Below are 22553 nucleotides of genomic sequence, written 5' to 3' on the forward strand. Positions count from 1 at the left end.
CTCTCCAAAAATAAGGAATACTTCATATAATCGTCGGTCCTTTATTTAATATTATGGAATCTTTAACAAAGATAGCAGGGCAAACCAATTGTTACGACAATTTTTACCAAGATAAACCAAAATACTAGCAATTGTTTTTTAAATTATTTTATTTTAGCATAGAAAGTAAAACAGTACGGACGAATGGATCAATTTTTGGAGGTTTTAAAGCATGAATTTACCTTACCGCTGGGGAATCCGGTTTTGGTGTTTTCTCTTATTTTATTTATCATTTTAGTCGCACCACATTTATTCAAAAGATTTAATATTCCGGGGATTATAGTTTTAATTATTTCTGGAATTATTATAGGTCCATTTGGGCTTGGTATTTTAGAAGAAAATGCTGCCATCGAATTGTTTTCAACGATCGGGTTAATTTACATCATGTTTATTGCCGGCCTGGAGCTGGACATGAATGAATTTAAAGTCAACAAACACAAAAGTTTACTTTTCGGTGTTTTTACCTTTGTGCTACCTCTTGCTATTGGTTTTCCAGTAGTACATTATTTGTTAGGCTACGATTTTAACACCAGTTTTTTAACTGCAAGTATGTTTGCTACCCATACCCTATTGGCTTATCCGGTAGTAAGTCGCTTAGGGGTTTCTAAAAATCAGGCAGTTGCGATTACTGTTGGAGGTACTATTTTGACCGATACCGCGGTGTTAATAGTGTTAGCCGTTATTTTAGGAAATGCTCAGGAAGGTGGACTAACCATGGACTTTTGGGTTCGCTTAGCGATATCCTTGGCCATATTTTCGGCCATTATTTTTATGGTAATCCCCAAGGTTGCCAAGTGGTTTTTTACCACCATGGAGAAAGATCAACACTCCCATTATATTTTTGTTCTAGCAATGGTGTTTTTTGCATCCTTTTTAGCAGAATTGGCAGGGGTAGAACCTATCATCGGCGCGTTCTTAGCGGGATTGGCACTCAACGGTCTTATCCCTCACTCATCTGCCTTGATGAACCGAATTGAATTTCTGGGAAATTCCCTCTTTATACCCTTCTTTTTGATTAGTGTTGGAATGTTGGTTGATATCAGTATTATTTTTAGTGGTTGGAGCGCGATTATTGTAGCTCTTACCTTATCCATTGTCGCCATTTGCGGTAAATGGACTGCAGCATTTTTAACTCAGCAGGTATTCCGTTATTCTGCTTTACAACGAAAACTTATTTTTGGGCTTAGTAGTGGTCATGCCGCTGCAACACTGGCTGTTATTATGGTGGGATACGAAGCTGAAATTTTAGATATTACCATCTTAAATGGAACGATTATTCTAATTTTAATTACTTCTATAGTTTCAACATTGGTGACTGAAAATACCGCTAAAAAACTAGTTAAAGAGGAAGAAGAAAATGCAGATTTGAATGCTGCCGGAAACGGCAAGGCATTCAAAAAAGAGAGTATTTTGTTGCCTATTGCCAACATTGTTAACTTCGATAAACTCTTAGAATTTGCAATTTTAGTTAAGGACAAGGCATCTAATAGTCCGGTACGGATCTTGACCGTTGTACCCAATAATGAAGAGGCGGAACTCAATATTGCACAAGCCAACAGTAAATTAGAAGGTTTTGTTAAGCAGGCCTCTGCCTCAGAAACAGAAGTTAAGATCATATCGACTATTGATCAGAGTATTTCAGTTGGGATTTCAAGAGCATCTAAAGAACATATGGCGGATCTGTTGATTCTAGGTTGGCCTAATACATCAGGAATAATTAATCGTGTTGTTGGAAGTAAAATGGAAAAGATAATCCGTTCGACCAACAAGACAATTTTTATATGTCATTTGTTACAGCCATGGGGTACTCATAAACGATTATATGTTGCTGTTCCTCCTTTGGTTGATAAGATGACCGGATTTGAACTCTGGTTGAAGAAGAGTATTCGTCTGTCTAAAGAATTGAGTGCCGAAATGATCGTCCACTGTGATGAGCAAACCAAACAGAGCATCGATGGGATGATCAAAAAATTAAACTTAAAGGCACCAATAATGTATAATGCCTTTGATGATTGGGATGACTTTTTGTACCTGGCCAAGGATATGCAAGAAGACGATGTTTTGATGGTGGTTTCGGCAAGAAAGTCCAGCCCATCTTATCACGCTTATTTTGAAAAGTTACCTGGTAAATTAGACAAGTATTTTAAAGAAAACAGCAAGATCATTGTCTACCCTCAGGATTAAGGATGCATGTGTATTAATAACTTAAAAGGATGTACTTTAAAAACAACGTAAAAGGAAGTGTCAAACGATTGCTTATAGTAAGCGTTTTATTGCTGAGTATTGTACTTTGCTCTGTCAGTGAAATTCGATTAGACCAACAGTATAACTTTTCTAAGGAGCTTCCAATACTGAGAGATGTTACGATGAGTGAAATTGAAATTCCCGAAGGATTGGTAGATATAGAGGTAGACACCCTTTTAACCAATGATTTTAGAATAAACATTCACAACATGACCACTGACCAAAGAATTTACCATGTAGAGAACAAGGAAAACACTGTTGTAAAAAACATCTACAAAGGCATTGAGGCTGATTTAAAGATCTTTTACAAAAGACAGCTAATCTTTGACCAAAATATAAATAAAAGCTTCTTTAAGCAGCAGGAAGAGTCATCCTTTTGGGACAAGGCCATACTGCAGACTGTAGAAGTCGACGAGTTAAAATCTATTGATAAACCACTGATCTGGATACGCTTTTACAATCCCACATTAGATGTGTCTAAGGCCTATGAAATTCAAGTAGATAGCAAAGGAGTTTATACCTTACAAATTATCGACCATACCCATATCTCGTAAATTGAAGGCCTGGTTAACAAGGCGTATCAACCAAAGCATACGATTAATCATTTAGCTTCAACACGGCCATAAATGCTTCCTGAGGAATCTCTACGTTTCCGATCTGACGCATACGTTTTTTACCCTTTTTCTGCTTCTCAAGCAGTTTTCTTTTTCTGGAAATATCTCCACCATAACACTTGGCAGTTACATCCTTACGAAGGGCTTTTACAGTCTCTCTTGAAATAATTTTAGCTCCGATGGCAGCTTGTATCGGAATATCGAATTGTTGTCTTGGAATCAGCTCTCTTAGCTTCTCCACCATTTTCTTTCCAATGTCATAGGCATTGTCAGCGTGGACAAGCGCGGAAAGGGCATCAACCGAATTCGCATTGATAAGGATATCTACTTTTACCAATTTCGAAGCTCGCAACCCAATTGGTGAATAGTCAAAGGAAGCATAACCTTTAGAAACCGTTTTTAAGCGATCATAGAAATCGAATACGATCTCTGCAAGAGGCATATCAAAATTTAGCTCCACACGTTCAGGAGTCAAATAGGTTTGATTTGTAATGGCTCCTCTTTTTTCAATACAAAGCGACATTACCGGACCAACATAATCAGCCTTTGTTATAATGGATGCCTTGATAAAAGGCTCTTCAACCCTGTCCAGTTTGGATGGATCTGGTAAATCTGACGGGTTGTTAACCACGATAGTTTCTTCGACATTCTTTTTCGTGTAAGCGTGGTAACTTACGTTGGGAACGGTAGTGATGACCGTCATATCAAACTCACGCTCTAAACGCTCCTGAATAATTTCTAAATGCAACATCCCTAAAAATCCACAACGGAATCCAAAACCTAAAGCTGCGGAACTCTCAGGTGCAAATACCAATGAAGCGTCGTTGAGTTGCAGTTTTTCCATTGCGCCACGAAGTTCTTCATATTCCTCTGTGTCCACCGGGTATATACCGGCAAATACCATAGGCTTAACATTTTCAAAGCCAGCAATCATGTTCTGAGTAGGATTGACTGCATCGGTGATGGTATCACCTACTTTGACATCTCTGGCGTCTTTTATTCCAGTAATCAAATAACCTACATCCCCTGATTTGATACTTTGTCTTGGGAATTGTGTAAGTTTTAGAGTTCCTACTTCATCAGCAAAATACGTTTTTCCAGTAGCAAGGAACTTGATCTTCTGTCCTTTTTTTATCTCGCCGTTGATCACCCTAAAGTAGGTTTCTACTCCTCTAAAAGGATTGTAGACTGAATCAAAGATCAATGCTTGTAATGGTTCATCAAGATTGCCTTTAGGGGCTGGAATTTTATGGATAATGGCGTCCAAAATTTCCTGAATTCCGAGACCTGTTTTTGCACTTGCAGGAATAACTTCCGAAGGATCACAACCAAGTAAATCTACGATATCATCAGTTACTTCTTCCGGATTGGCACTTGGTAAATCCACTTTATTCAACACCGGAATGATTTCTAAATCGTTCTCCAGAGCGAGGTATAGGTTTGAAATAGTCTGTGCTTGAATACTTTGTGCAGCATCTACAATAAGTAGCGCCCCTTCACAAGCTGCAATAGATCGTGAAACTTCATAAGAGAAATCAACGTGACCGGGAGTATCAATTAAGTTTAAAATGTAGGTTTGACCCTCATGTACATACTCCATCTGAATAGCGTGACTCTTTATGGTAATACCGCGCTCGCGTTCCAAATCCATACTATCTAATAGTTGGTCTTGTTTTTCACGATCGGTAATTGTCCCTGTAAAATCCAATAGACGATCCGCCAGTGTACTTTTACCATGGTCAATATGCGCGATAATACAAAAGTTTCTAATGTGCTTCATAATAATTACCTATACCCTTTAAAATTCCGGGAAATTAAGTTTGCAAATATAAGTTATTTTAGTAGGTATAAATAAGATATTGAAGATATTTGAAAACGGGAAGAATCTATAAGTTCTTTCAGTATTTCGGGGATTTAAGGGTTTTCTCTAACCATTTGTCAAAACAAATTCTTAAATTTAGTCTCAACAGCGATTTTAATCATCTTACGCTTTTACAGCATCCTCCTCATCTACAGATTAGTTCTTATAAAAGAGATTGGCCTAAAACAGGGTTGAATTTGTTAAATATCGGTAAAAAATTCTATATTTATGCACTAAATGTTACTAGAGTATGTCCCATGTCAAACTAATTCTAATTACACTTATACTGTTTCTCAGTTATAATACTTATGCTCAGGAAATTAAATTAAATGGAAGGGTTGTGGACGCCGCCCAAAAACCGATTTTCTTCGCAAATTTGGTGTTGTTAAATCAAAAAGACTCTGTGTTTGTCAAGGGAACTTCAACCGATGAGGACGGAACGTATAGTTTTAACTCCTTAAAGCCTGGAAATTATATCATCAAAGCTAGCTTTATTGGGTATACCTCTTATTCACAAGCAATCACCCTTGAACAAGATACCGAATTCACGGAGATTATATTACATGAGAAAGCCCAAGAACTCGAAGGTGTTGTGGTATCAGGGGATCGACCAATTTTGGAAAAAACGGCTGGAAAGTTGGTGTTTCACGTAGCAAATACCAGCTTAAGCGCTCTTTCCTCTTACGAAATATTGCAACAGACTCCAGGGGTACTTACCATTGGAAACAGTATATCTATAAAAAACTCTAAAACTACGGTTTACATTAACAATAGAAGGGTGTATTTAGATGACGCGGAATTGAAATCTTTTCTAGAGAGCTATTCTGGATCAAACATTTCTGATATTGAAATTATTTTAAACCCCTCAGCTAAATATGATGCTGATGGCGGATATATTTTAAACATACATACTAAAAAAGCAGTGTCGGTGGGATATAAGGGTTCGGTTGAAGGCACCTATAAACAGGGTGTTTTTTCAAAATATGAACTCGGTACGGATCACTATTACAAAAACAATTTTTTAGATATTTATGCTGGATACACTTTAAATCAACACAAATGGTACAAAGAGGACCAAGGGTATATACAATTCTTTGACGATCAACAATTGGATGATTATTGGACATGGGACCTATATAAAACAACCAAGTATACTTCTCACCACATCAATACCGTTTTCGATTTTACCTTGGACGATAAGAATTATTTGAGCGTGAGCACAAATCTAAATTTATATCCTAATAGAGCAATGGCTAACGATGTAAAAACCAAGACGTACACTAGCGCTAAAGAAGAAACTGGAAGGAATAATGCCATAGGAGATGTTGAAAATGAGAACACAAATATTGCGCTTAATGCAACCTATACCCGAGAGATAAACGCTCAAAATAGTCTTTCACTACAGGCCAATTATGTATACTATCACGACGCTGCCGCTCAGCTATTAACAACCACCTATTTTGATGCTAATGGTGATTTTGAAGACGAAAATATTCTTGAAACCGACGCTGACCAAAGCAATTCTATTTTCACAGCTCAAGGGGATTATAGTGTGAATTTACAAAATGAAGGAATGCTAGAGTTTGGTGCTAAATATGCTACAATAGACTCCGAAAGTGAAATGTTGTATGTGGGACAGTTTACTCCAGATAATGCTATGGATGATCACTTTAATTACCAGGAAGACAACCTAGCCATTTATGCCAATTATTCAAAAGATTGGGAAAAGTGGTCGCTTCAAACGGGATTGAGAGGGGAATCAACAAGTACTACAGGTATTTCACAAGCCCAAGGAGAGATCAATGGACAAGATTATTTGGAAGTATTTCCAAATTTTGCACTACAACGGCAATTAGGCAAAAATCATAAATTAGGGGTGTATTATAAACGGGGAATTAATAGACCAAGATATCAAAGTCTTAACCCATACCGTTACTACGTCAATGAATATAATTTCATCAGCGGAAACCCGAATTTAACCCGGGCCATTGAAAACCGGGTAGGCATAGATTATACCTTCAAGGGCAGCTTTATATTTGATGTGTACTATCAACATATTAAAGGCGACTTGAATGGATTTAGCTTCCAAGACAACCAGAATAAGTTTTTATACAACGCTTACTTCAATGCAGAGCAGTTTTATCAATATAGTTTTGATTTTATACATTACAGGTACTTAACCAAGAATTGGTTTGTTAGTCTTTATAGTTCAACATATTATTATTTTATTGAATTTGAAGCTATAGAGAGTTCTAATGCCGTAGAGTCCTTAGATACCTTTGGATTTTTTGGGAAATTAAACAATTGGTATACCCTCTCTAAAGACAGAAGTTGGACAGCCACTGTTAATTTCGAATTGCTGACAGGTTTTTATTTTGGAAATTATTATTTAAACAACCGATTTAGAACCTCCATTGGGGTTCGCAAAACCATTTTGAAGGGACGTGGAGAATTTAACCTGAATCTATCCGATTTATTTAATTCGATGAACGTGCCTGTAAAAATCGATTATCTAAATCAGTATAATGGGTACACGGCTAGACCAGAAACGAGAATACTTTCCCTGAGCTTTAAATATAATTTTGGAAATTTTAACCTAAAAGATAATCAAAGAGAACTTGACCTGAAAGAACAGGAACGACTACATGAAGAAAAGCAGTTATAAACCATAACCCGGAAAACACCGCAAACATGGGACAAGTTCTTAATTATTGAGTATTTTGCAGTTTTAAAAGCGGCTATTACAATGAAGAATTTTAGATTAAACACAGCGATAATTTGTGTAGGGATATTGACACTAGTGGGTTGTCAAAATGGATCTGATAAGGCGAAGACCTCCGAAATAGAAGAGTTATACACCGCAGTAAAAACAGAATATGCGCCAGATTCTCGTGTAGCTATTTTTGATATAGAAACTACAGCATTAAACAATTCTTTTGTTTTAAAGGGCATGACAAATCTCCCGAAGGCCCTAAGTACATTTAAAAATCAATTAGCGGACAATGACATAACATTTGTCGATAGTGTCCAAGTATTACCATCCTCAAAGCTCGATGGTAAAACCCAAGGTATTATTGCACTATCAGCAGCAAACCTAAGGTCAAAACCTAAGCATTCAGCCGAACTGGTTACCCAGGGCACTTTAGGAATGCCGGTTACCATATATAAAAAACAAAATGGTTGGTATTTAATTCAAACACCGGACCAGTACATTGCCTGGGTGGATTCAGGCGGGGTAGTTGCTATGGATAGTAACACATACACTCAGTGGACGCAGAGCGATAAACTCATCTATACACAAACCTTTGGAAGTTCCTTTGCTGAAAAGGATGCGGCTGGTGCAGTGGTTTCAGATTTAGTCGCTGGAAATGTGCTTAAACTTATTGAGGATCAAGGAGATTTTTACCAAGTGGAATTTCCTGATAAAAGAATCGCTTTTATACCCAAGACCCAGGCAATGCCATACCAGGATTGGTTAGCGTCCTTGTCTCAAACAAAACAAAGTCTTGTGGAGACTTCAAAAACTCTTATGGGACTTCCATACCTATGGGGAGGAACCTCTCCAAAAGGGGTGGATTGTAGTGGATTTACAAAGACTGTTTTTTTCTTAAATGGGTTGATTATACCCAGAGATGCTTCACAACAAATTCATCAAGGAATTTTAGTTGACCAGGACAAGGACTTTTCAAAATTACAACCAGGGGATTTATTATTCTTTGGTAAGAAGGCCACGGAAACTAGCAAGGAACGCATTATTCATGTCGGGATGTGGATCGGAAATAATGAATTTATCCATTCAGCAGGAAGCGTTCATATCAGTAGTGTGGATAAAGACGCTCCAAATTATGATCTGTATAATATCAACCGATATATCCGGACAAAAAGATTGCTGAACCAGGACACTAAAGGTATTATAGATCTTCAAGAGACGAAGCTATTTTAGCCCGATACTAAAGGAGTTTTAACTACAAAACAAGGTCCTCAAAAAGAGCGTTTAGAGTCACTTCTAAGTTCTCACTATAACCTGTGTGCGGTCTAGAGGTTTGAATACTTGAGCTACGAACAGCAGTGAGCCAGCGAAATCGAGATGCAACATCCATAGCGGCGATACGTCCACCGTCTTTACCGGCGTTTGATATCTTTTCAAACGACTGCAGGTGCATTTCAACATCATCCAAGTCAAGTTCTGTGCAAACAAGCTTCAACTTTTCAACTGGAATATGGTATTTGACGGCCAAGTATTTTTGCTGCTTACAAAACAGGATAATTCCAACGTTTGTAAATTCCTCGCGTTCTACTCTTGGAACTACGCGAATTACAGCATACTCATATAAGTGTTTGCCTTTCATGCTGTGCTTGTTTTACAAAAATGTCAGAATTTTTTAATCGGGTATTCAAAAACTCAAAATATATTGTCCTGAGCTGCTCAGGAGTGAGTTCGGTTTCCCGCCATTGTAACCACTGATCAGGAATTAACGCCACGAGATCCTGCAGTATTGATTCATTTAAAAGGGATTTAAATTTTTCATCAGCTTTTTCTATAGCATTAGCCTGAGGCAACAATACATGGTCTTTAATTAAAGGAAAAGCGGTCAATGCCTGCTTTTCCCAATTGGTAAAGGCATGATGAAAATAGAATGAAGCACCGTGGTCGATGAGCCATAATTCCTTGTGCCAAATCAACATATTGGTATTTCTAAAGGTGCGATCCACATTGGTGATAAAAGCATCCAACCAAACGATTTCAGAGGCCAAACTTGCAGGTACTTCCATAACCAAAGGATCGAAATTAACGGCTCCTGATAGAAAGTGCATCCCTATATTAAGTCCTTCGCTAAATTTTAATAAGTCCTGGATTTCTTCATCACCCTCAGTACGTCCAAAAGCTTCATCAAAATTTGCCAAGACCAACTCAGGCATTTTAAAACCGAGAATCCTTGCCAGTTCTCCACCGAGTAACTCAGCGATTAATGCCTTTTCTCCATGTCCGGCACCTTTGAATTTAATGACATATTTGAAGCTGTCATCTGCTTCCGCCAGGGCAGGTAACGAACCACCTTCTCTTAGTGGCAGTATGTAGCGCATGACATTAACGGTTCTAAGCTCAGCTATAGTTTTCATGAATTCCTGTATTCAAAAGAAACAAAGGTATAGAATTTGGAACGATCAATAATATAGCAACAACAAGAGTATTGTGATTTTCCACTATTTAGAAATCCTTATCTTTGTAGCGAAAAAAACAAAAAGTAGTGGCTAAGATTGGATCAATAGATGTAGGAGATTTCCCTTTGTTACTAGCACCCATGGAGGATGTTAGTGATCCGCCTTTTAGAGCCTTGTGTAAAGAACAAGGTGCTGATGTGGTATATACGGAGTTTATTTCGTCGGAGGGACTGATAAGAGACGCTGCAAAAAGTGTTCTTAAGTTAGATATATACGAAAAGGAACGCCCGGTTGGGATTCAGATATTTGGAGCGGAACTCGATTCCATGTTACAGGCCGTTGAGATCGTTGAAAAATCGAATCCTGATATTATCGATATAAACTTTGGATGTCCTGTTAAAAAGGTCGTTTGTAAAAATGCCGGGGCAGGTATTTTAAGAGATATACCATTGATGGTAAAACTCACCGAAGAAATGGTGAAACGTACCAACCTCCCAATTACCGTAAAAACGAGACTTGGTTGGGATAGTGATTCTATAAAAATTGTAGAAGTTGCGGAACGCTTACAAGACGTTGGGATTCAAGCAATATCTATTCATGGACGCACCCGAGTTCAGATGTATAAAGGAAACGCCAACTGGGAGCCTATAGCTGAGGTGAAAAACAACCCACGTATGCATATCCCTGTTTTTGGTAATGGAGACGTAGACACCCCTGAAATGGCGGTTAAAATGCGTGATCAATATGGTCTGGACGGCGCAATGATCGGAAGAGCAAGTATTGGATACCCTTGGTTTTTTAAAGAGGTTAAACATTATTTTAAAACAGGAGAGCACTTAGCACCACCTACAATCCTAGAGCGCGTCGAAGCAGCGAGAAGGCACTTACAGATGGCTATAGATTGGAAGGGTGAAAAATTAGGTGTATTTGAAACCAGAAGACATTATACAAACTACTTTAAAGGTATTCCTCACTTTAAGGATTACCGTATGAAAATGGTAACCAGTGATGATGCTGTAGATGTGTTTGCGGCCTTTGCAGAGGTAGAGGAAAAGTTTGCAGACTTTCAGTTTGCTTAGTTAAAGGCAATTAGTTTTTTGTTAATTCTGCCGGCAGCAATTTTTGAGGCTATAAACCCTAATACAAAAATCGTTATAAATACGACCACAAGGTTACCAAATTGAAATTCTACAGGGTAAGCTAATGTTGGTGTAAGCTTAATCCATTGAAACTGCAGTTGCGTCCAAACGATCAAGGAAGCTAGCAAAATACCTATAAGTCCTCCTACCGAGGTTACTAAAAGTCCTTGAAGGAAATAGGTTTCTCGTAGTTTTTTGATGGACACTCCCATACTGTATAGCGTAGAGATATTGGCCTTTTTGTCTAAGATCATCATGATGATTGCTCCTACTACATTAAAGAGAGCGATAATTAGAACTAAGGTAAAAATAAGATATATGGCAAGGTTCTCCATATTGAGCATTTTGTACAAGGAATCATTCAATTGAGCTCTCGTTTTAATACTAACCTTATCGCCAAGTGCGTTTTTAATATGCGCGGCAACGACATTCAAATCAGCTCCAGGTGATAGTTTAAAATTAATTCCGGTAATCTGGTCAGGCTCCTTTTCTAAAAGTGGCTGAATTGTGGAGAGTTTTGCAAAGACATATTTTTTATCCAAATTATCTTCAATAGCATACACCCCTGATACCGTTACAGACAAATCATTATACGGTCTACTGGCAGTACTCATACCTGAGGTAATACTTCCCTTTCCAGGTTTTGGTGCAAGAATTTTTAATGGATTTCTGTAGTCGTTAATCCCCAAGCCAAGTGCATTGGCGATACCTGCCCCAGGTACCACTTGATAGGGATTGTTATTCATCCAACCGCCATAATACATCAAGCTATCCACATCGATAACCCGAACATAATTACTGTCTACCGCCTTTATATAAGCAATAAAGTTTTTCTGTTTGTGGGTTAAAAATATACGCTCCTCTACTTCCTGAGAATAAGCGTAAATGCCATCCATTGCATTTAATTTATCAACATCTTCCTCACTTAATCTAAAATACTTCCCTTCTTTGGCATTAGCCATAAGGTCCGGATCCGAGAAATTTGAGAAAGAAAGACTCAGAGTCTTTAATCCGGCAAAAGCAGAGAGCACAATAAAAAGTGAAGCGGCTCCTATGACAATAACCAAAAAGCTGACAAAATTAATAATGTTGACTGCATTTTGACTACTTTTTGAAACCAAGTAACGCTTTGCTATGTAGAGTGCTATGTTCAAAAGCTTAAGACTTCTTTCTTTTGTCTAATAAATCAGGATTTTCAATAGGGTTTTCGCTTCTTTTTAGGGATTGATCGATCTTATCGATATATTCTAATGAGTCGTCGAGAAAGAAGCTCAATTCAGGCACTCTCCTGAGTTGGTTTTTGGTACGCTGTGATAATTCGTGTTTGATGAGTGGTTGATTGGAACGGATTCCTTCGATAAGTTCTTCAGCATTTTTAATAGGAAAAATACTGACAAAAACTTTAGCCACCGATAGGTCAGAAGTTACATGAACCTTGGTTACACTAATTAAAGTGCCACCTATATTTCCATCTTTTGCTGCCCGTTGAAGAATCTCTGCGAGATCTTTCTGCAATACACCACCAATCTTTTTCTGTCTATTTGTTTCCATAGTGCAAAAGTACAAGAATAATAGTTACAATTTAAAGTATTATTTTTGAACAAAACACGACTCATGAATAAAATTGAACATCTCGGGATTGCTGTAAAGGACCTAGAGGCTTCTAGTACCCTTTTTGAAAAACTTCTTGGAGTTGCACCCTATAAGACGGAAGAGGTGGAGGCAGAAGGTGTCAATACATCATTTTTCAACACAGGTAACAGTAAAATTGAACTTTTAGAGGCTACCAAGGCAGATAGCGCAATCGCTAAGTTCATCGAAAAAAGGGGAGAAGGAATACATCATGTAGCCTTTGATGTATCGGATATTCATTCGGAAGTCAAACGCTTAAAATCAGAAGGTTTCACCATATTAAATGAAACCCCAAGAAAAGGAGCAGATAATAAATGGGTTGTTTTTCTTCATCCTAAGAGTACAAATGGTGTGCTTATAGAATTATGCCAGGAAATGGAAAAAGAAAAGCATTAGAACAAAAGCGAAAAAACCCTTGCAGTGCTTAAAAAAAAGTGCTAATATTGCATCCGCAAATTCACGGTCCTATAGCTCAGCTGGTTAGAGCACTTGACTCATAATCAAGGGGTCCCTGGTTCGAGCCCAGGTGGGACCACTAGTAAAAAAAGCCTTACATCTATGTAAGGCTTTTTTTTATGTTCGCCTAGTATATGGTATCAATTCGGTGGGGAAAGTCCACTATGGGGGTTTGTAATCGCCAACCATTAGCCAATAACAAGGGTGTCCATCTCGTGGTGGAATCTGAAGATTATTGCGATTGGAAAATGAGCAATACTAAGCAAACTCCTAGCCTGACGAACATAAACTACATATAGGGCCAAAGTTGTCAGGGTAAGGTTGCCTATAAGTACCAGTGCTTTCCACTGCACAATCCAGTTAAACGGGGTTCTTCGTCATTATTGATGTATATTCCGCTGAAACATCCGCCGGAATGGCAGTGCTGAAAATGACCACCAATAGGGGGGTCAACATGCTCCAGTGTATCCAATCTTGGAGATTAATCAAGTATTGATTTGAAATGGAATGCAGGTGCTTATTTGTGACCGAAATATAGCACTACCTTATACTGTGTTTAAGGTTTAATTAATAGATATCCTATCAGATAACCTCTTATCTCAAGACACCTTATTAACCTAGGCTGGTTGAGCCTTTTTGAAATACTTTTTTCGAAGCCAAAAAGACACTTTTACCAAAAATATTAAGGCAGGTACTTCAACAAGAGGTCCAATTACCCCTGCAAAAGCTTGTCCTGAATTGAGTCCAAAAACAGCGATGGCCACTGCAATAGCTAATTCAAAATTGTTTCCGGCTGAGGTAAACGCCACTGAAGTTGTTTTATCATATTCTGCCCCCATGGCTTTGGTGACAAAAAAGCCAATGAAAAACATCAAGGTAAAATAAAGTAATAACGGAACAGCGATGATTAACACATCCATCGGAATTTCAACAATTAATTCTCCTTTTAAGGAAAACATGATGATGATAGTAAACAATAGCGCTATAAGTGTTATCGGAGATATTGTCGGTATAAACTTGTTTGTGTACCAGTCTTCTCCTTTAAGTCTCACTAATACTTGTCGACTTAAAATACCCAATAGAAATGGAATTCCCAGATAGATGGCTACACTTTCTGCAATGGTTCCAATAGAGATATCCACAATGGCTCCTTCAAATCCAAAATAGGGTGGAAGCACTGTAATAAAGATCCAAGCATAAAAGCTATAGGCAAAAACCTGGAAAATACTATTTAAGGCAACCAATCCAGCCCCGTATTCACTGCTTCCTTCGGCAAGATCATTCCACACCAATACCATCGCAATACATCGAGCAAGGCCGATTAAAATAACGCCAACCATGTATTCTGGATAATCTCTTAAAAAGATAATGGCCAAAACAAACATTAAAACCGGCCCTATTATCCAATTCAAAAGAAGGGAAATGGAAAGTATTTTGGTGTTTCTGAATACTTTGGGCAACAAGGCATAATTTACTTTAGCTAGGGGGGGGTACATCATCAGAATCAATCCAATAGCAATAGGAATATTGGTAGTTCCCACGTTGAAGGTGTTGAGGTAGTCAGGAAAATTTGGAAAAAAATATCCCACACCAACACCAATAGCCATGGCTAAAAAGATCCATAAAGTGAGGTTTTTATTTAGAAAACTAAGTTTTTTTGCAGCCATGATTAAAATTTAATTTTAGAAAACACATAAAACATTTCTGTTGCGATTTGAAGACTTCTCTCACCATACTTTTCCGCTTGTTGCGGCGTGTTGTCAAATGCTTTTGGATCCTGATAGGTGATCGGAATACGCTTTTCAGCCCCCAAAACAAAAGGACAGGCCTCGTTGGCCGAATCGCAAGTCATAATCGCAGCAAATTCTGATTGTGGATTGAAATCACTTTCGATCAGTTTTGAAAAACCAATAATTGAATGCTGATTTTTTGCGTATTTGATTGCATAAATCGGATTCTCTCCTTCACTGAGCTTGTCAATTTGAAAGCCTGTAGCGATTAGAGTCTCTACTATCATTGGGAAAAGAGCCGTACGCTCCGTCCCGCCGGAATAGCAATCTACCGATCTTAACTTGAAATGACAGGCCATCACCTGTGCCCAAACCTGACAAAGATGACTCCTTCTGGAATTATGGGTACAAATAAAATGTAGTCTAACCGACTCATCTTGATTTACTTTTTGTTGAATAAATTCCGTTAGAGGTTGAAGTGCTTCTTTGCGCTCATCTGAAATTGTTTCTATAGTTAAGCTTGAAATAAAATTGCGAAGTGCGTCATTCATGGGCATGGTTCTTAAATGGTAAGTACTTTCTGGTATGGGTATTCCTTATTTATTAACAACAACCGGAATCTGGTGTACAACAACCAGCGCTTTGTAATTCAGACAATTTCACCTTTGGCTTCTCTACTGGAACACCGCAGCTATCTTGGGCTAGACAGGCCGTAGCCTTGCTAGTTAACACAAAGTTTTTTCCATTAAATTCTAAGCCAAATTTACCAATGGTAACTTGTTGGTACTCTACTTCAATTTCATAATCTTCAATGCCTAATTTTTCTTCAGACAATTTAATGATGTTGAGTAATTTATTTGGTTTTAAGCGATGTTCAAAATCGTTGGCATCCCATAATTGAAAGTTGACTGCTTTTTCAGTGCGAGTGACGCCACCGCAATCTATAAAGTGTTTGCTAACCACTCCTACCTCTGTAACGTGGAAGTGCTCTGGGACAAAAGTTCCGTTTTCCAATTGAAATTCAACATTGTCTAATGTTGGAAGAATTTCTTTTATTTCTGATAGTTTCATCTGTGTAATTTTTAATTGATTTTTATGTGTATGGCCCTTGGCTAAATGTGTTTTAAAAGTATGATAGGACTAATTAAAATCGCCTGCAGGCTAGATTTGTTCTATGTTTAACTATATATTTCTCCATTGTTAATCGTAATATTACAATTGAATAGATCAAATGTTTTAACAACATTCGTCATTACATCCAACATCTTGCCCTATAAATCCAGTCAAAACACCTTTCATTTTCATCCAATTGTCCTTGTCGATGCAATAACACACGCTAGTACCCTCAACAGTTCCTTTAATTAACCCTAGTGTTTTAAGCTCTTTAAGATGCTGTGAGATGGTTGGTTGAGCAAGTCCTATAACCTCTACTAAATCCCCACAAATACATGCATTTATCTTAAATAAGTGCTGAATAATAGCCACTCTAGCCGGGTGGCTAAAAACCTTTGCAAATAATGCAATTTCATTTTGGGTATCTGAAAATATTTCTGTTTTGGTAGCGCCCATGATATAATTCTATATTGCAATATTACAATAAAGATTATTTAACATCCAACTATTTTTTATTTTTTTTTATTTTTTAACTAAGGAACTTTATGACTTGCAATGTTTTGTAGAAATCTATGTTACGAAATAAGACCTGTGATATTATAGAAAATGTGGCCTAGTAGAGACCGCTAATGTGGAATTCAGGTCCAATTCATTTGTTTTGCGATAGCAATAAGTTCAATGGAATTCTTAGCATTTGTTTTACCCAATATGTTTTTTCGATGTGTAGAAACTGTCAATGGACTTATGTTTAGATTATCCGCAATTTCCTTGGTGGTTTTTCCAAGGGACATATGTTCTATAATTTCTAATTCTCTTCTGGTCATCTTGAAATCAGTGGTATCCTGTATTACATCTGTGGGAATGACGCCGGATTTAGTCGAATTTTTTAAGGCTAGTTTTAGTGTTAGAATGAGTTGATTATTATTGAAGGGCTTTGTCAAAAACGCATACGGAAAGGTGGGTTCCACCCTTTTAATGGTATTGATATCACTATAAGCCGTTAGAAAAATTACAGGGACTTTTCCCTTTATAATCTTTTTTACAAAGTCAATTCCATCATGAGTCTGTTTCAGATTAATATCACAAATGGCAGCATCAAAACTGTTCTGTTCAAATAGCTGAACCGCTGCGTTGAACCGAGTCGAAATTTGAGGTTCAAATCCGTTATCTTTTAATCCAATTTGAATACTTTTTGCGATGACTATGTCATCCTCTAATACAAGAATTTTATCTTTCATGTTAGACCGGCTTTTGCTATACCTCAGTTAGAGTTTAATTGTGTGTCAGGGTTCACTACTTTTTTCATAAACCTAAAACAACTACCATTTTTACCATTTATTTCTAGCTCCATTTCTAGTTCTTCAGTCAATAATTGAATTAGACTTAGCCCCATGGTATCAGCAGTCTGTAGCTCAATACCTGAAAACCCCTTACCATTGTCCCGATATTCAATGATCACCTCCTGGTCAATTATTTGTAAAGAGATGGATATTATTGGATTTGGGTGGTCTTTTTCAAAAGCATGCTTAATAGAATTGGTAATGAGTTCATTTAATATAAGTCCGGCGTAGGTCAGCTGATTAGATGGGACTTTTAATGGTGACAAATGCGTTTCTAGTTTGATATATGAACCAGTAAATGATAGGATATCTAAAGCGAGTTGTATTATAAACTTATCCAGACGGATCTCTTCTGTATTAAAGTCTTGTTGATTGAGAGAATCGTGAATTTTGGCGATTGTAAATATTCGAGACTGCAGCTGTTTCAGTTGTTGTCTATGCTCAGGACTTTTTGAAGTGACATTCTGAAAGTCAATAAGACTGGTCATCAATTGGAGATTATTTTTAACCCGGTGATTCAGTTCACGCATCAAGTAAGAAATATTTTCCTTCTGTTTTTTGGTGATTTCCAGGGTAGACTGAAGTACCAAGTTTGACTCCGACAAGGAATGGGTACGATCCTTTACCATCTTGGATAGTTTATTATTGATTCTCTTTTGTTGCCAGTGTCGATGTACCATGAACCCTATAACAGCCATGGAAACTAAGAACGTTACTAGAAGTTTAAACCACAACCGCTGATACCATGGGGTGTTAATTACAATTTTAAAGCTTTCAGTATTTCCCCAAACCATTTCATTGTTACTACCGCGTACTTTGAAGGTATAAATGCCTGGATTAAGGTTGGTATAGGTCGATGAATTTTCATTAGTTACAGGTCGCCACTGTTTGTCAAACCCTTCCAATTTGAAGCGGAAAAGATTCTTATTTGGCCATAGATAGCTCAAATTTGTAAAATTAAAGGTAATTACATTCTGCTCATGGGAAAGGATGAGTTCGTTTTGATATGGAATATTCTTGTTGATTGATTTACCAAATAATTGAATGTCTTCCAGGATGGTGTTTCCAGGTATTTTGTTCATTGGAATACTGTCAACATTAATAATGTTAAACCCGTTCATTCCTCCAAAATACAAGCGTCCCGAACTATCTTTGTAAGCTGCCTTTCCATTAAATTCATTGTTTTGAAGTCCATCTTGTTCTGTGTAATTGGTAAAGGTTTCAGTAGCGGGGTTAAATTGAGATAAGCCGAAATTGGTACTTACCCAAATATTCCCGTTGTGGTCTGACTCTACGCCATAAATAAAGTCATTTGGCAGACCCTCTTGTTGGGTGAAGTGTTCAACTTCACCTGTAGTGACATTTATCTTATTAAGTCCTTTGGCAGTTCCTGCCCAGATATTTTTTTTTAAATCCTCTGTAATGGAAAATACCCTTTCATTTGAAAGAGATCCATAATAGGTCGTTTTATTATTGTGAATTTGATAAAGACCATTATCACTTGCGAGCCATATATCACCTGAAGAGTCAATAAAACTGTTTCTTGAACGAAGAAGGGATTTACCGTTGATTGTTTTTCGTTTTACTTTGTAATCGTTGACATTTAGGGCATAGATACCATCAGACCATGTGTGTACCCAAATGGAATCTTTTGAGACAGGAGTAATTTGGATAACCTCGTTATCAGTGATAGGCAATGGAATTTGATCAAAAGTATCATTCTTGCGGTTGTATTTTAATAAACCATCCCCGAAGCCACCGGCCCAGAGCGTACCTGATTGATCCTTTGCTAAGGTATAATCAAGATTATTGGACAAATACAATTTATAAGATTTCTTGTTCATTAGGTAGCGCACCAATCCAAATTCTGTGGCCATCCATAAAGTATCCCCTTCTTTTAGGAAATTGAAAATACTTATAAAATCTTTTTTGGGAGCGTTGTCTACGGTAATACGGTGTGGTACAAACTTTTCTTGGAAGGGATGATGGTATAAAACTCCACGTCCTTCTGTTCCTAGCCAGATTCCTCCTTGAATATCTTTTTTTACGCTCCGAATGGTCGTACCTATTGATTTCCCCTTTTCATCTAAGAATCTAATTTCTTTACATTCAAAAGCATCATTGATCAGGTAATTACGATTCGCTGCGGTGACTAGGACCTGGTTTTCATCCCAAATAAAAAGCCCTGAAATCTCACCATTTTGAATTGGAGTTTTAATTGGCTTAAGTTGTTTTAATGTCGTGTTGTAAAGGAATAAGCCTGTTTCTGTACCTAACAAGATATGCTCAGAATCTTTCTTAAGTATAGTGTTTACTGATTTGTCACCTGCAACATGAAGCGGCTTCAGGCTTTGCTCTTTAAAATCAAAGATATAACAGCCTTTATAGTTTGTTGAAAGTAAATAAGAACTCTCCTTTAATGGAACTATGGCAGTAATGTATTCATTTTCCATTTCAACGGTGATAGGAAACTTTTTGAATGTCAGAGTTTTGCGATCGATAAGCACCAAATTATTGATGGTCCCGGCGAGCAGGTAACGTTTATTTATAGGCGTAATATTATAGGCAAATTTTAGCGATGGAATTGTTTCATAATCGAGCTTGTCTTTAAAACTGATAAATCGATCTTCCTTAAGTAAATAGGCACAGATTGCATGAGTATTTGTGGCGAGCCACAAAGTGTCATTACTATGATACATATCTCTTATGTGATCATCGGGTAAACTCCCGGGCTGGGTTCCAGTTTTAAACACCTTCATTTGGTCACCATTAAAACGATTTAAGCCATTTTCCGTACCTACCCACAAATAACCTAGACTATCAAACTCTAGAGATAGTGCATTGAGTTGTGAGAGTCCTTGCCGTTGCGAAATTTCTTTAACCTTGATGGTGTCTAAAGAAGGCTCCTGTGCTTTTAAATCAAATAAAAACACATTTAGGAGTATAGAATATAGAACTAGGTATTTTAACATAGTTTTTAGGATAGCGAAAATTAGTATTTAATGGTGGTTTTTCAAAGAAAACTCGAAAATATACCCATAAATAGGTATACAATGTCTTTTCAGCCCTAAAAATGTACCGTTAAACGATGGAAAAAACAGGTGAAAATCTGAGGACTTTATAAAGTAATGAATACTTTAAAGTCCATATAAATATGGTACTTGTATCATTATGTTGAGATTCTATTTGCCTTTTAATAGTAGGAGAAGTTGTGCAAGTATGTTTTTCGTGTAATAAAAAATGCTGATAGTAGTTGAATCTAAGTTTTTTACTTTTCATTGACTTTTCTAAACGATAATTTATGCGAATATGTATAGCCTTTTGCTAAAATATACTCATAAATAGGTATTGTATACTATGAGCGAATGCACTCATTTTGTAGTGTTAAGAAATTTAAACTCAATACCTATGAAAAATTTTAATTTAAGTCTTAGAAAAACGTATCTGTTTGCCTTAATGGGAACATTGATACTAACATCATGTTCAACTGACGACACACCATCAGAAGACGTCTCTGCAATTAGACAGGCAGAAGCAGCAAATTTGAATGCTAATGCTCAAGTTGCCGCTGCTCAAGCTGCGCTATTAAATGCGCAGGTGGAAGTTCAAGTCGCTCAAGCGGAACAAATTAAACTTCAAAATGCGCTTATTGCAATACAAAACGCCACAGCGCAAGCGGAATCAGATCTGACAATTGCTGAAATTCAAGCTCAAATGCTTGCAGCAGAAGCAGCAAGGGTTGATGCACAACTTGCATTAAATATTGCCATGAATACTTTAGATGCAAGTATGGCGGAAATGCAAGCGGATGAAGTAAGAGAAATAATGTCCAAACTTTCTTTGGAACAAGGTAAATTAAGTGATTTAATGTCTGATCGAAACACCCTTGTTAAGGATCTAAATATCGCAAATTTTAACCTTGAATTTGGTGTAGATTATTCTAATGAAATGTCCTTAATCACTTTGCAAAGTACATTAGAGTCTGACAATCAATTTCTGGGAGAACTTGAGTCTCAATTGACTTTATTAGAAGAAGATATTGATGGCGCACAAGATGTGGCAGAAAGATTAAGTACTTTGAACTCTGAGAGAATAATTAACCAAAACAAAATCGATAGTTTAACCACTGTTGATAGAGAATACAACTCAGAACTGAGTCCTTTATATTCTCAGAGAGGCGATCTTTTTGATTTAAAATTCGCTTATGAGAACGCAGTTATTATTGCCACAAATTATGAGGCTAACTTAGAAAGTAATCAGGCAAATTTGGCATTATGGAATGAGCAACTTGTTTTTATTGAAAATCAATTGTCATTAAGTTCCGCTGCCCTTGTCGAGGCAGAAGGAAGATTGGATGCTGCAAATGTGGAATATAGTACAAGAGTTGAGGCGACTGCAGTAGCTGAAGCCGTTATTCCTGGATTAGAGAATGCCGTGGAGGATGCTGAATTAGCATACAATATGGCTGTAGCAGCGAGAAATGAATATACAGGTACTGATTCTACTGTAATAAGTGAGTTAGACCTTGCCATCACCGATGCTGATACAGCATTGACCGATGCTCAAACTGCTCTTTCTGACGCAAACGCTTTGCTAAATGACGCACAAATCTTGGAAAACGATTATTTCAATAGTGTTGTCGCTCCTGAAGAAAGCACCGTTGTTAATCTTAATATTCAGATAGACAATCTTCAAAATGATATAATGAATATCACAAGGTCTATTAAAGATAATGAAATATGGATGATTGAACAGGCTGATAACGTTTCAGAGGCACAAATATATATTTCAGAAAACAAAGAAGCTTATGATCAAATTTCTGCGGATTACGAGATTTTATTAGCTGAGATACAAGAGTTGGAAATGAAAATTTCTGAGGTAAATGATCTTAGAAATAATCTATGGATGTTGAATAATAATATACAAAGTCTAATTGTTTATTATGACAATATTACAGATAATAATACATGGTATACTAATCAAGTGAATAGCTTAGAAGATCAAATAGCTTATGTGGAACTTGGTATAAAAACGACCGAAACGGACATAAAAAGAGTTGAGAACAATATGATTATAGTGGCTGAAGATTTACAACAAGAAGTAGACAGATTAACTGATGAAATTGCTGTGATCGATGTGCAAATTGAAGGTCAGACTGGAATTGTTACTCACTATGAAGACTTACTTTCTCAAGCATTAGCTGAATAATGTGATCGGGTATT

The 22553-nt window shown here is 37.1% G+C and carries 18 protein-coding genes and 1 tRNA gene; 8 read left to right on the top strand and 11 right to left on the bottom strand.

Annotation, left to right across the window (positions count from 1 at the left end):
• Positions 1-183: 183 nt before the first annotated feature.
• Both ACN0TV_RS12330 and ACN0TV_RS12335 read left to right on the top strand, forming a co-directional pair.
• Complete coding sequence (locus tag ACN0TV_RS12330) at positions 184-2223, top strand: cation:proton antiporter (RefSeq protein WP_417363223.1); 2040 nt, start codon at positions 184-186, stop codon at positions 2221-2223.
• A 29-nt stretch (positions 2224-2252) separates the two neighbouring features.
• Positions 2253-2837, top strand: a complete 585-nt coding sequence (locus ACN0TV_RS12335; protein WP_417363224.1) for a hypothetical protein — start codon at positions 2253-2255, stop codon at positions 2835-2837.
• Positions 2838-2880: 43 nt separating this feature from the next.
• Here the strand turns inward: ACN0TV_RS12335 and lepA are convergent, their stop codons facing one another.
• Entirely contained in the window at positions 2881-4677 is a 1797-nt protein-coding gene (gene lepA, locus ACN0TV_RS12340) for a translation elongation factor 4 (RefSeq protein ID WP_417363225.1), read from the bottom strand.
• Positions 4678-5008: 331 nt separating this feature from the next.
• Between lepA and ACN0TV_RS12345 the strand changes: the two genes are divergently transcribed.
• Together ACN0TV_RS12345 and ACN0TV_RS12350 are read left to right on the top strand one after the other, a co-directional pair.
• Positions 5009-7423, top strand: a complete 2415-nt coding sequence (locus ACN0TV_RS12345; RefSeq protein ID WP_417363226.1) for an outer membrane beta-barrel protein — start codon at positions 5009-5011, stop codon at positions 7421-7423.
• Between the two features lie 81 nt (positions 7424-7504).
• Positions 7505-8701: a C40 family peptidase gene (locus ACN0TV_RS12350; RefSeq protein ID WP_417363227.1), complete on the top strand. Its 1197-nt coding sequence runs from the start codon at positions 7505-7507 to the stop codon at positions 8699-8701.
• 22 nt (positions 8702-8723) lie between these two features.
• On the opposite strand, the gene ACN0TV_RS12355 is transcribed toward ACN0TV_RS12350, so the two are convergent.
• Complete coding sequence (locus tag ACN0TV_RS12355; protein WP_417363228.1) at positions 8724-9107, bottom strand: DUF3037 domain-containing protein; 384 nt, start codon at positions 9105-9107, stop codon at positions 8724-8726.
• Positions 9085-9879, bottom strand: coding sequence for a HipA family kinase (locus ACN0TV_RS12360; protein WP_417363229.1), 795 nt, complete (start codon positions 9877-9879; stop codon positions 9085-9087). Before ACN0TV_RS12360 ends, ACN0TV_RS12355 begins: the two co-directional genes overlap by 23 nt.
• A 128-nt stretch (positions 9880-10007) precedes the next feature.
• On the opposite strand from ACN0TV_RS12360, the gene dusB reads away from it, so the two are divergent.
• On the top strand, positions 10008-11000 hold the full coding sequence (gene dusB, locus ACN0TV_RS12365; RefSeq protein ID WP_417363230.1) for a tRNA dihydrouridine synthase DusB: 993 nt from the start codon (positions 10008-10010) through the stop codon (positions 10998-11000).
• On the opposite strand, the gene ACN0TV_RS12370 is transcribed toward dusB, so the two are convergent.
• Complete coding sequence (locus ACN0TV_RS12370) at positions 10997-12214, bottom strand: ABC transporter permease (RefSeq protein ID WP_417363231.1); 1218 nt, start codon at positions 12212-12214, stop codon at positions 10997-10999. The two genes, dusB and ACN0TV_RS12370, sit on opposite strands and share 4 nt — an antisense overlap.
• A gap of 4 nt (positions 12215-12218) precedes the next feature.
• Complete coding sequence (gene rbfA / locus ACN0TV_RS12375; RefSeq protein ID WP_417363232.1) at positions 12219-12611, bottom strand: 30S ribosome-binding factor RbfA; 393 nt, start codon at positions 12609-12611, stop codon at positions 12219-12221.
• A 63-nt stretch (positions 12612-12674) separates the two neighbouring features.
• On the opposite strand from rbfA, the gene mce reads away from it, so the two are divergent.
• Positions 12675-13088 (top strand): methylmalonyl-CoA epimerase, encoded by a 414-nt coding sequence (gene mce, locus ACN0TV_RS12380; RefSeq protein WP_417363233.1) that lies wholly within the window; start codon positions 12675-12677, stop codon positions 13086-13088.
• A gap of 65 nt (positions 13089-13153) precedes the next feature.
• Positions 13154-13227: transfer RNA gene (locus tag ACN0TV_RS12385), tRNA-Ile, on the top strand.
• A 538-nt stretch (positions 13228-13765) separates the two neighbouring features.
• Here the strand turns inward: ACN0TV_RS12385 and arsB are convergent.
• The 6 genes from arsB to ACN0TV_RS12415 all read right to left on the bottom strand — a co-directional run bounded on the left by arsB (position 13766) and on the right by ACN0TV_RS12415 (position 20303).
• Positions 13766-14815, bottom strand: a complete 1050-nt coding sequence (arsB, locus tag ACN0TV_RS12390) for an ACR3 family arsenite efflux transporter (RefSeq protein ID WP_417363234.1) — start codon at positions 14813-14815, stop codon at positions 13766-13768.
• Positions 14816-14817: 2 nt separating this feature from the next.
• A complete protein-coding gene (locus tag ACN0TV_RS12395; protein WP_417363235.1) occupies positions 14818-15435 on the bottom strand; it encodes a low molecular weight phosphatase family protein in 618 nt (205 codons plus the stop codon).
• A 46-nt stretch (positions 15436-15481) separates the two neighbouring features.
• Positions 15482-15949: a DUF6428 family protein gene (locus ACN0TV_RS12400; protein WP_417363236.1), complete on the bottom strand. Its 468-nt coding sequence runs from the start codon at positions 15947-15949 to the stop codon at positions 15482-15484.
• 165 nt (positions 15950-16114) lie between these two features.
• Positions 16115-16447, bottom strand: coding sequence for an ArsR/SmtB family transcription factor (locus ACN0TV_RS12405; protein ID WP_417363237.1), 333 nt, complete (start codon positions 16445-16447; stop codon positions 16115-16117).
• Positions 16448-16629: 182 nt separating this feature from the next.
• The gene (locus tag ACN0TV_RS12410) at positions 16630-17229 is read right to left on the bottom strand and encodes a DNA-binding response regulator (protein WP_417363238.1); all 600 of its coding nucleotides are present in this window, start codon (positions 17227-17229) and stop codon (positions 16630-16632) included.
• 23 nt (positions 17230-17252) lie between these two features.
• Positions 17253-20303: a ligand-binding sensor domain-containing protein gene (locus ACN0TV_RS12415; RefSeq protein WP_417363239.1), complete on the bottom strand. Its 3051-nt coding sequence runs from the start codon at positions 20301-20303 to the stop codon at positions 17253-17255.
• 436 nt (positions 20304-20739) lie between these two features.
• On the opposite strand from ACN0TV_RS12415, the gene ACN0TV_RS12420 reads away from it, so the two are divergent.
• Entirely contained in the window at positions 20740-22539 is a 1800-nt protein-coding gene (locus tag ACN0TV_RS12420; protein ID WP_417363240.1) for a hypothetical protein, read from the top strand.
• Positions 22540-22553 lie beyond the last annotated feature (14 nt).

Source organism: Galbibacter sp. (assembly GCF_048266365.1).
Lineage (GTDB): Bacteria > Bacteroidota > Bacteroidia > Flavobacteriales > Flavobacteriaceae > Galbibacter.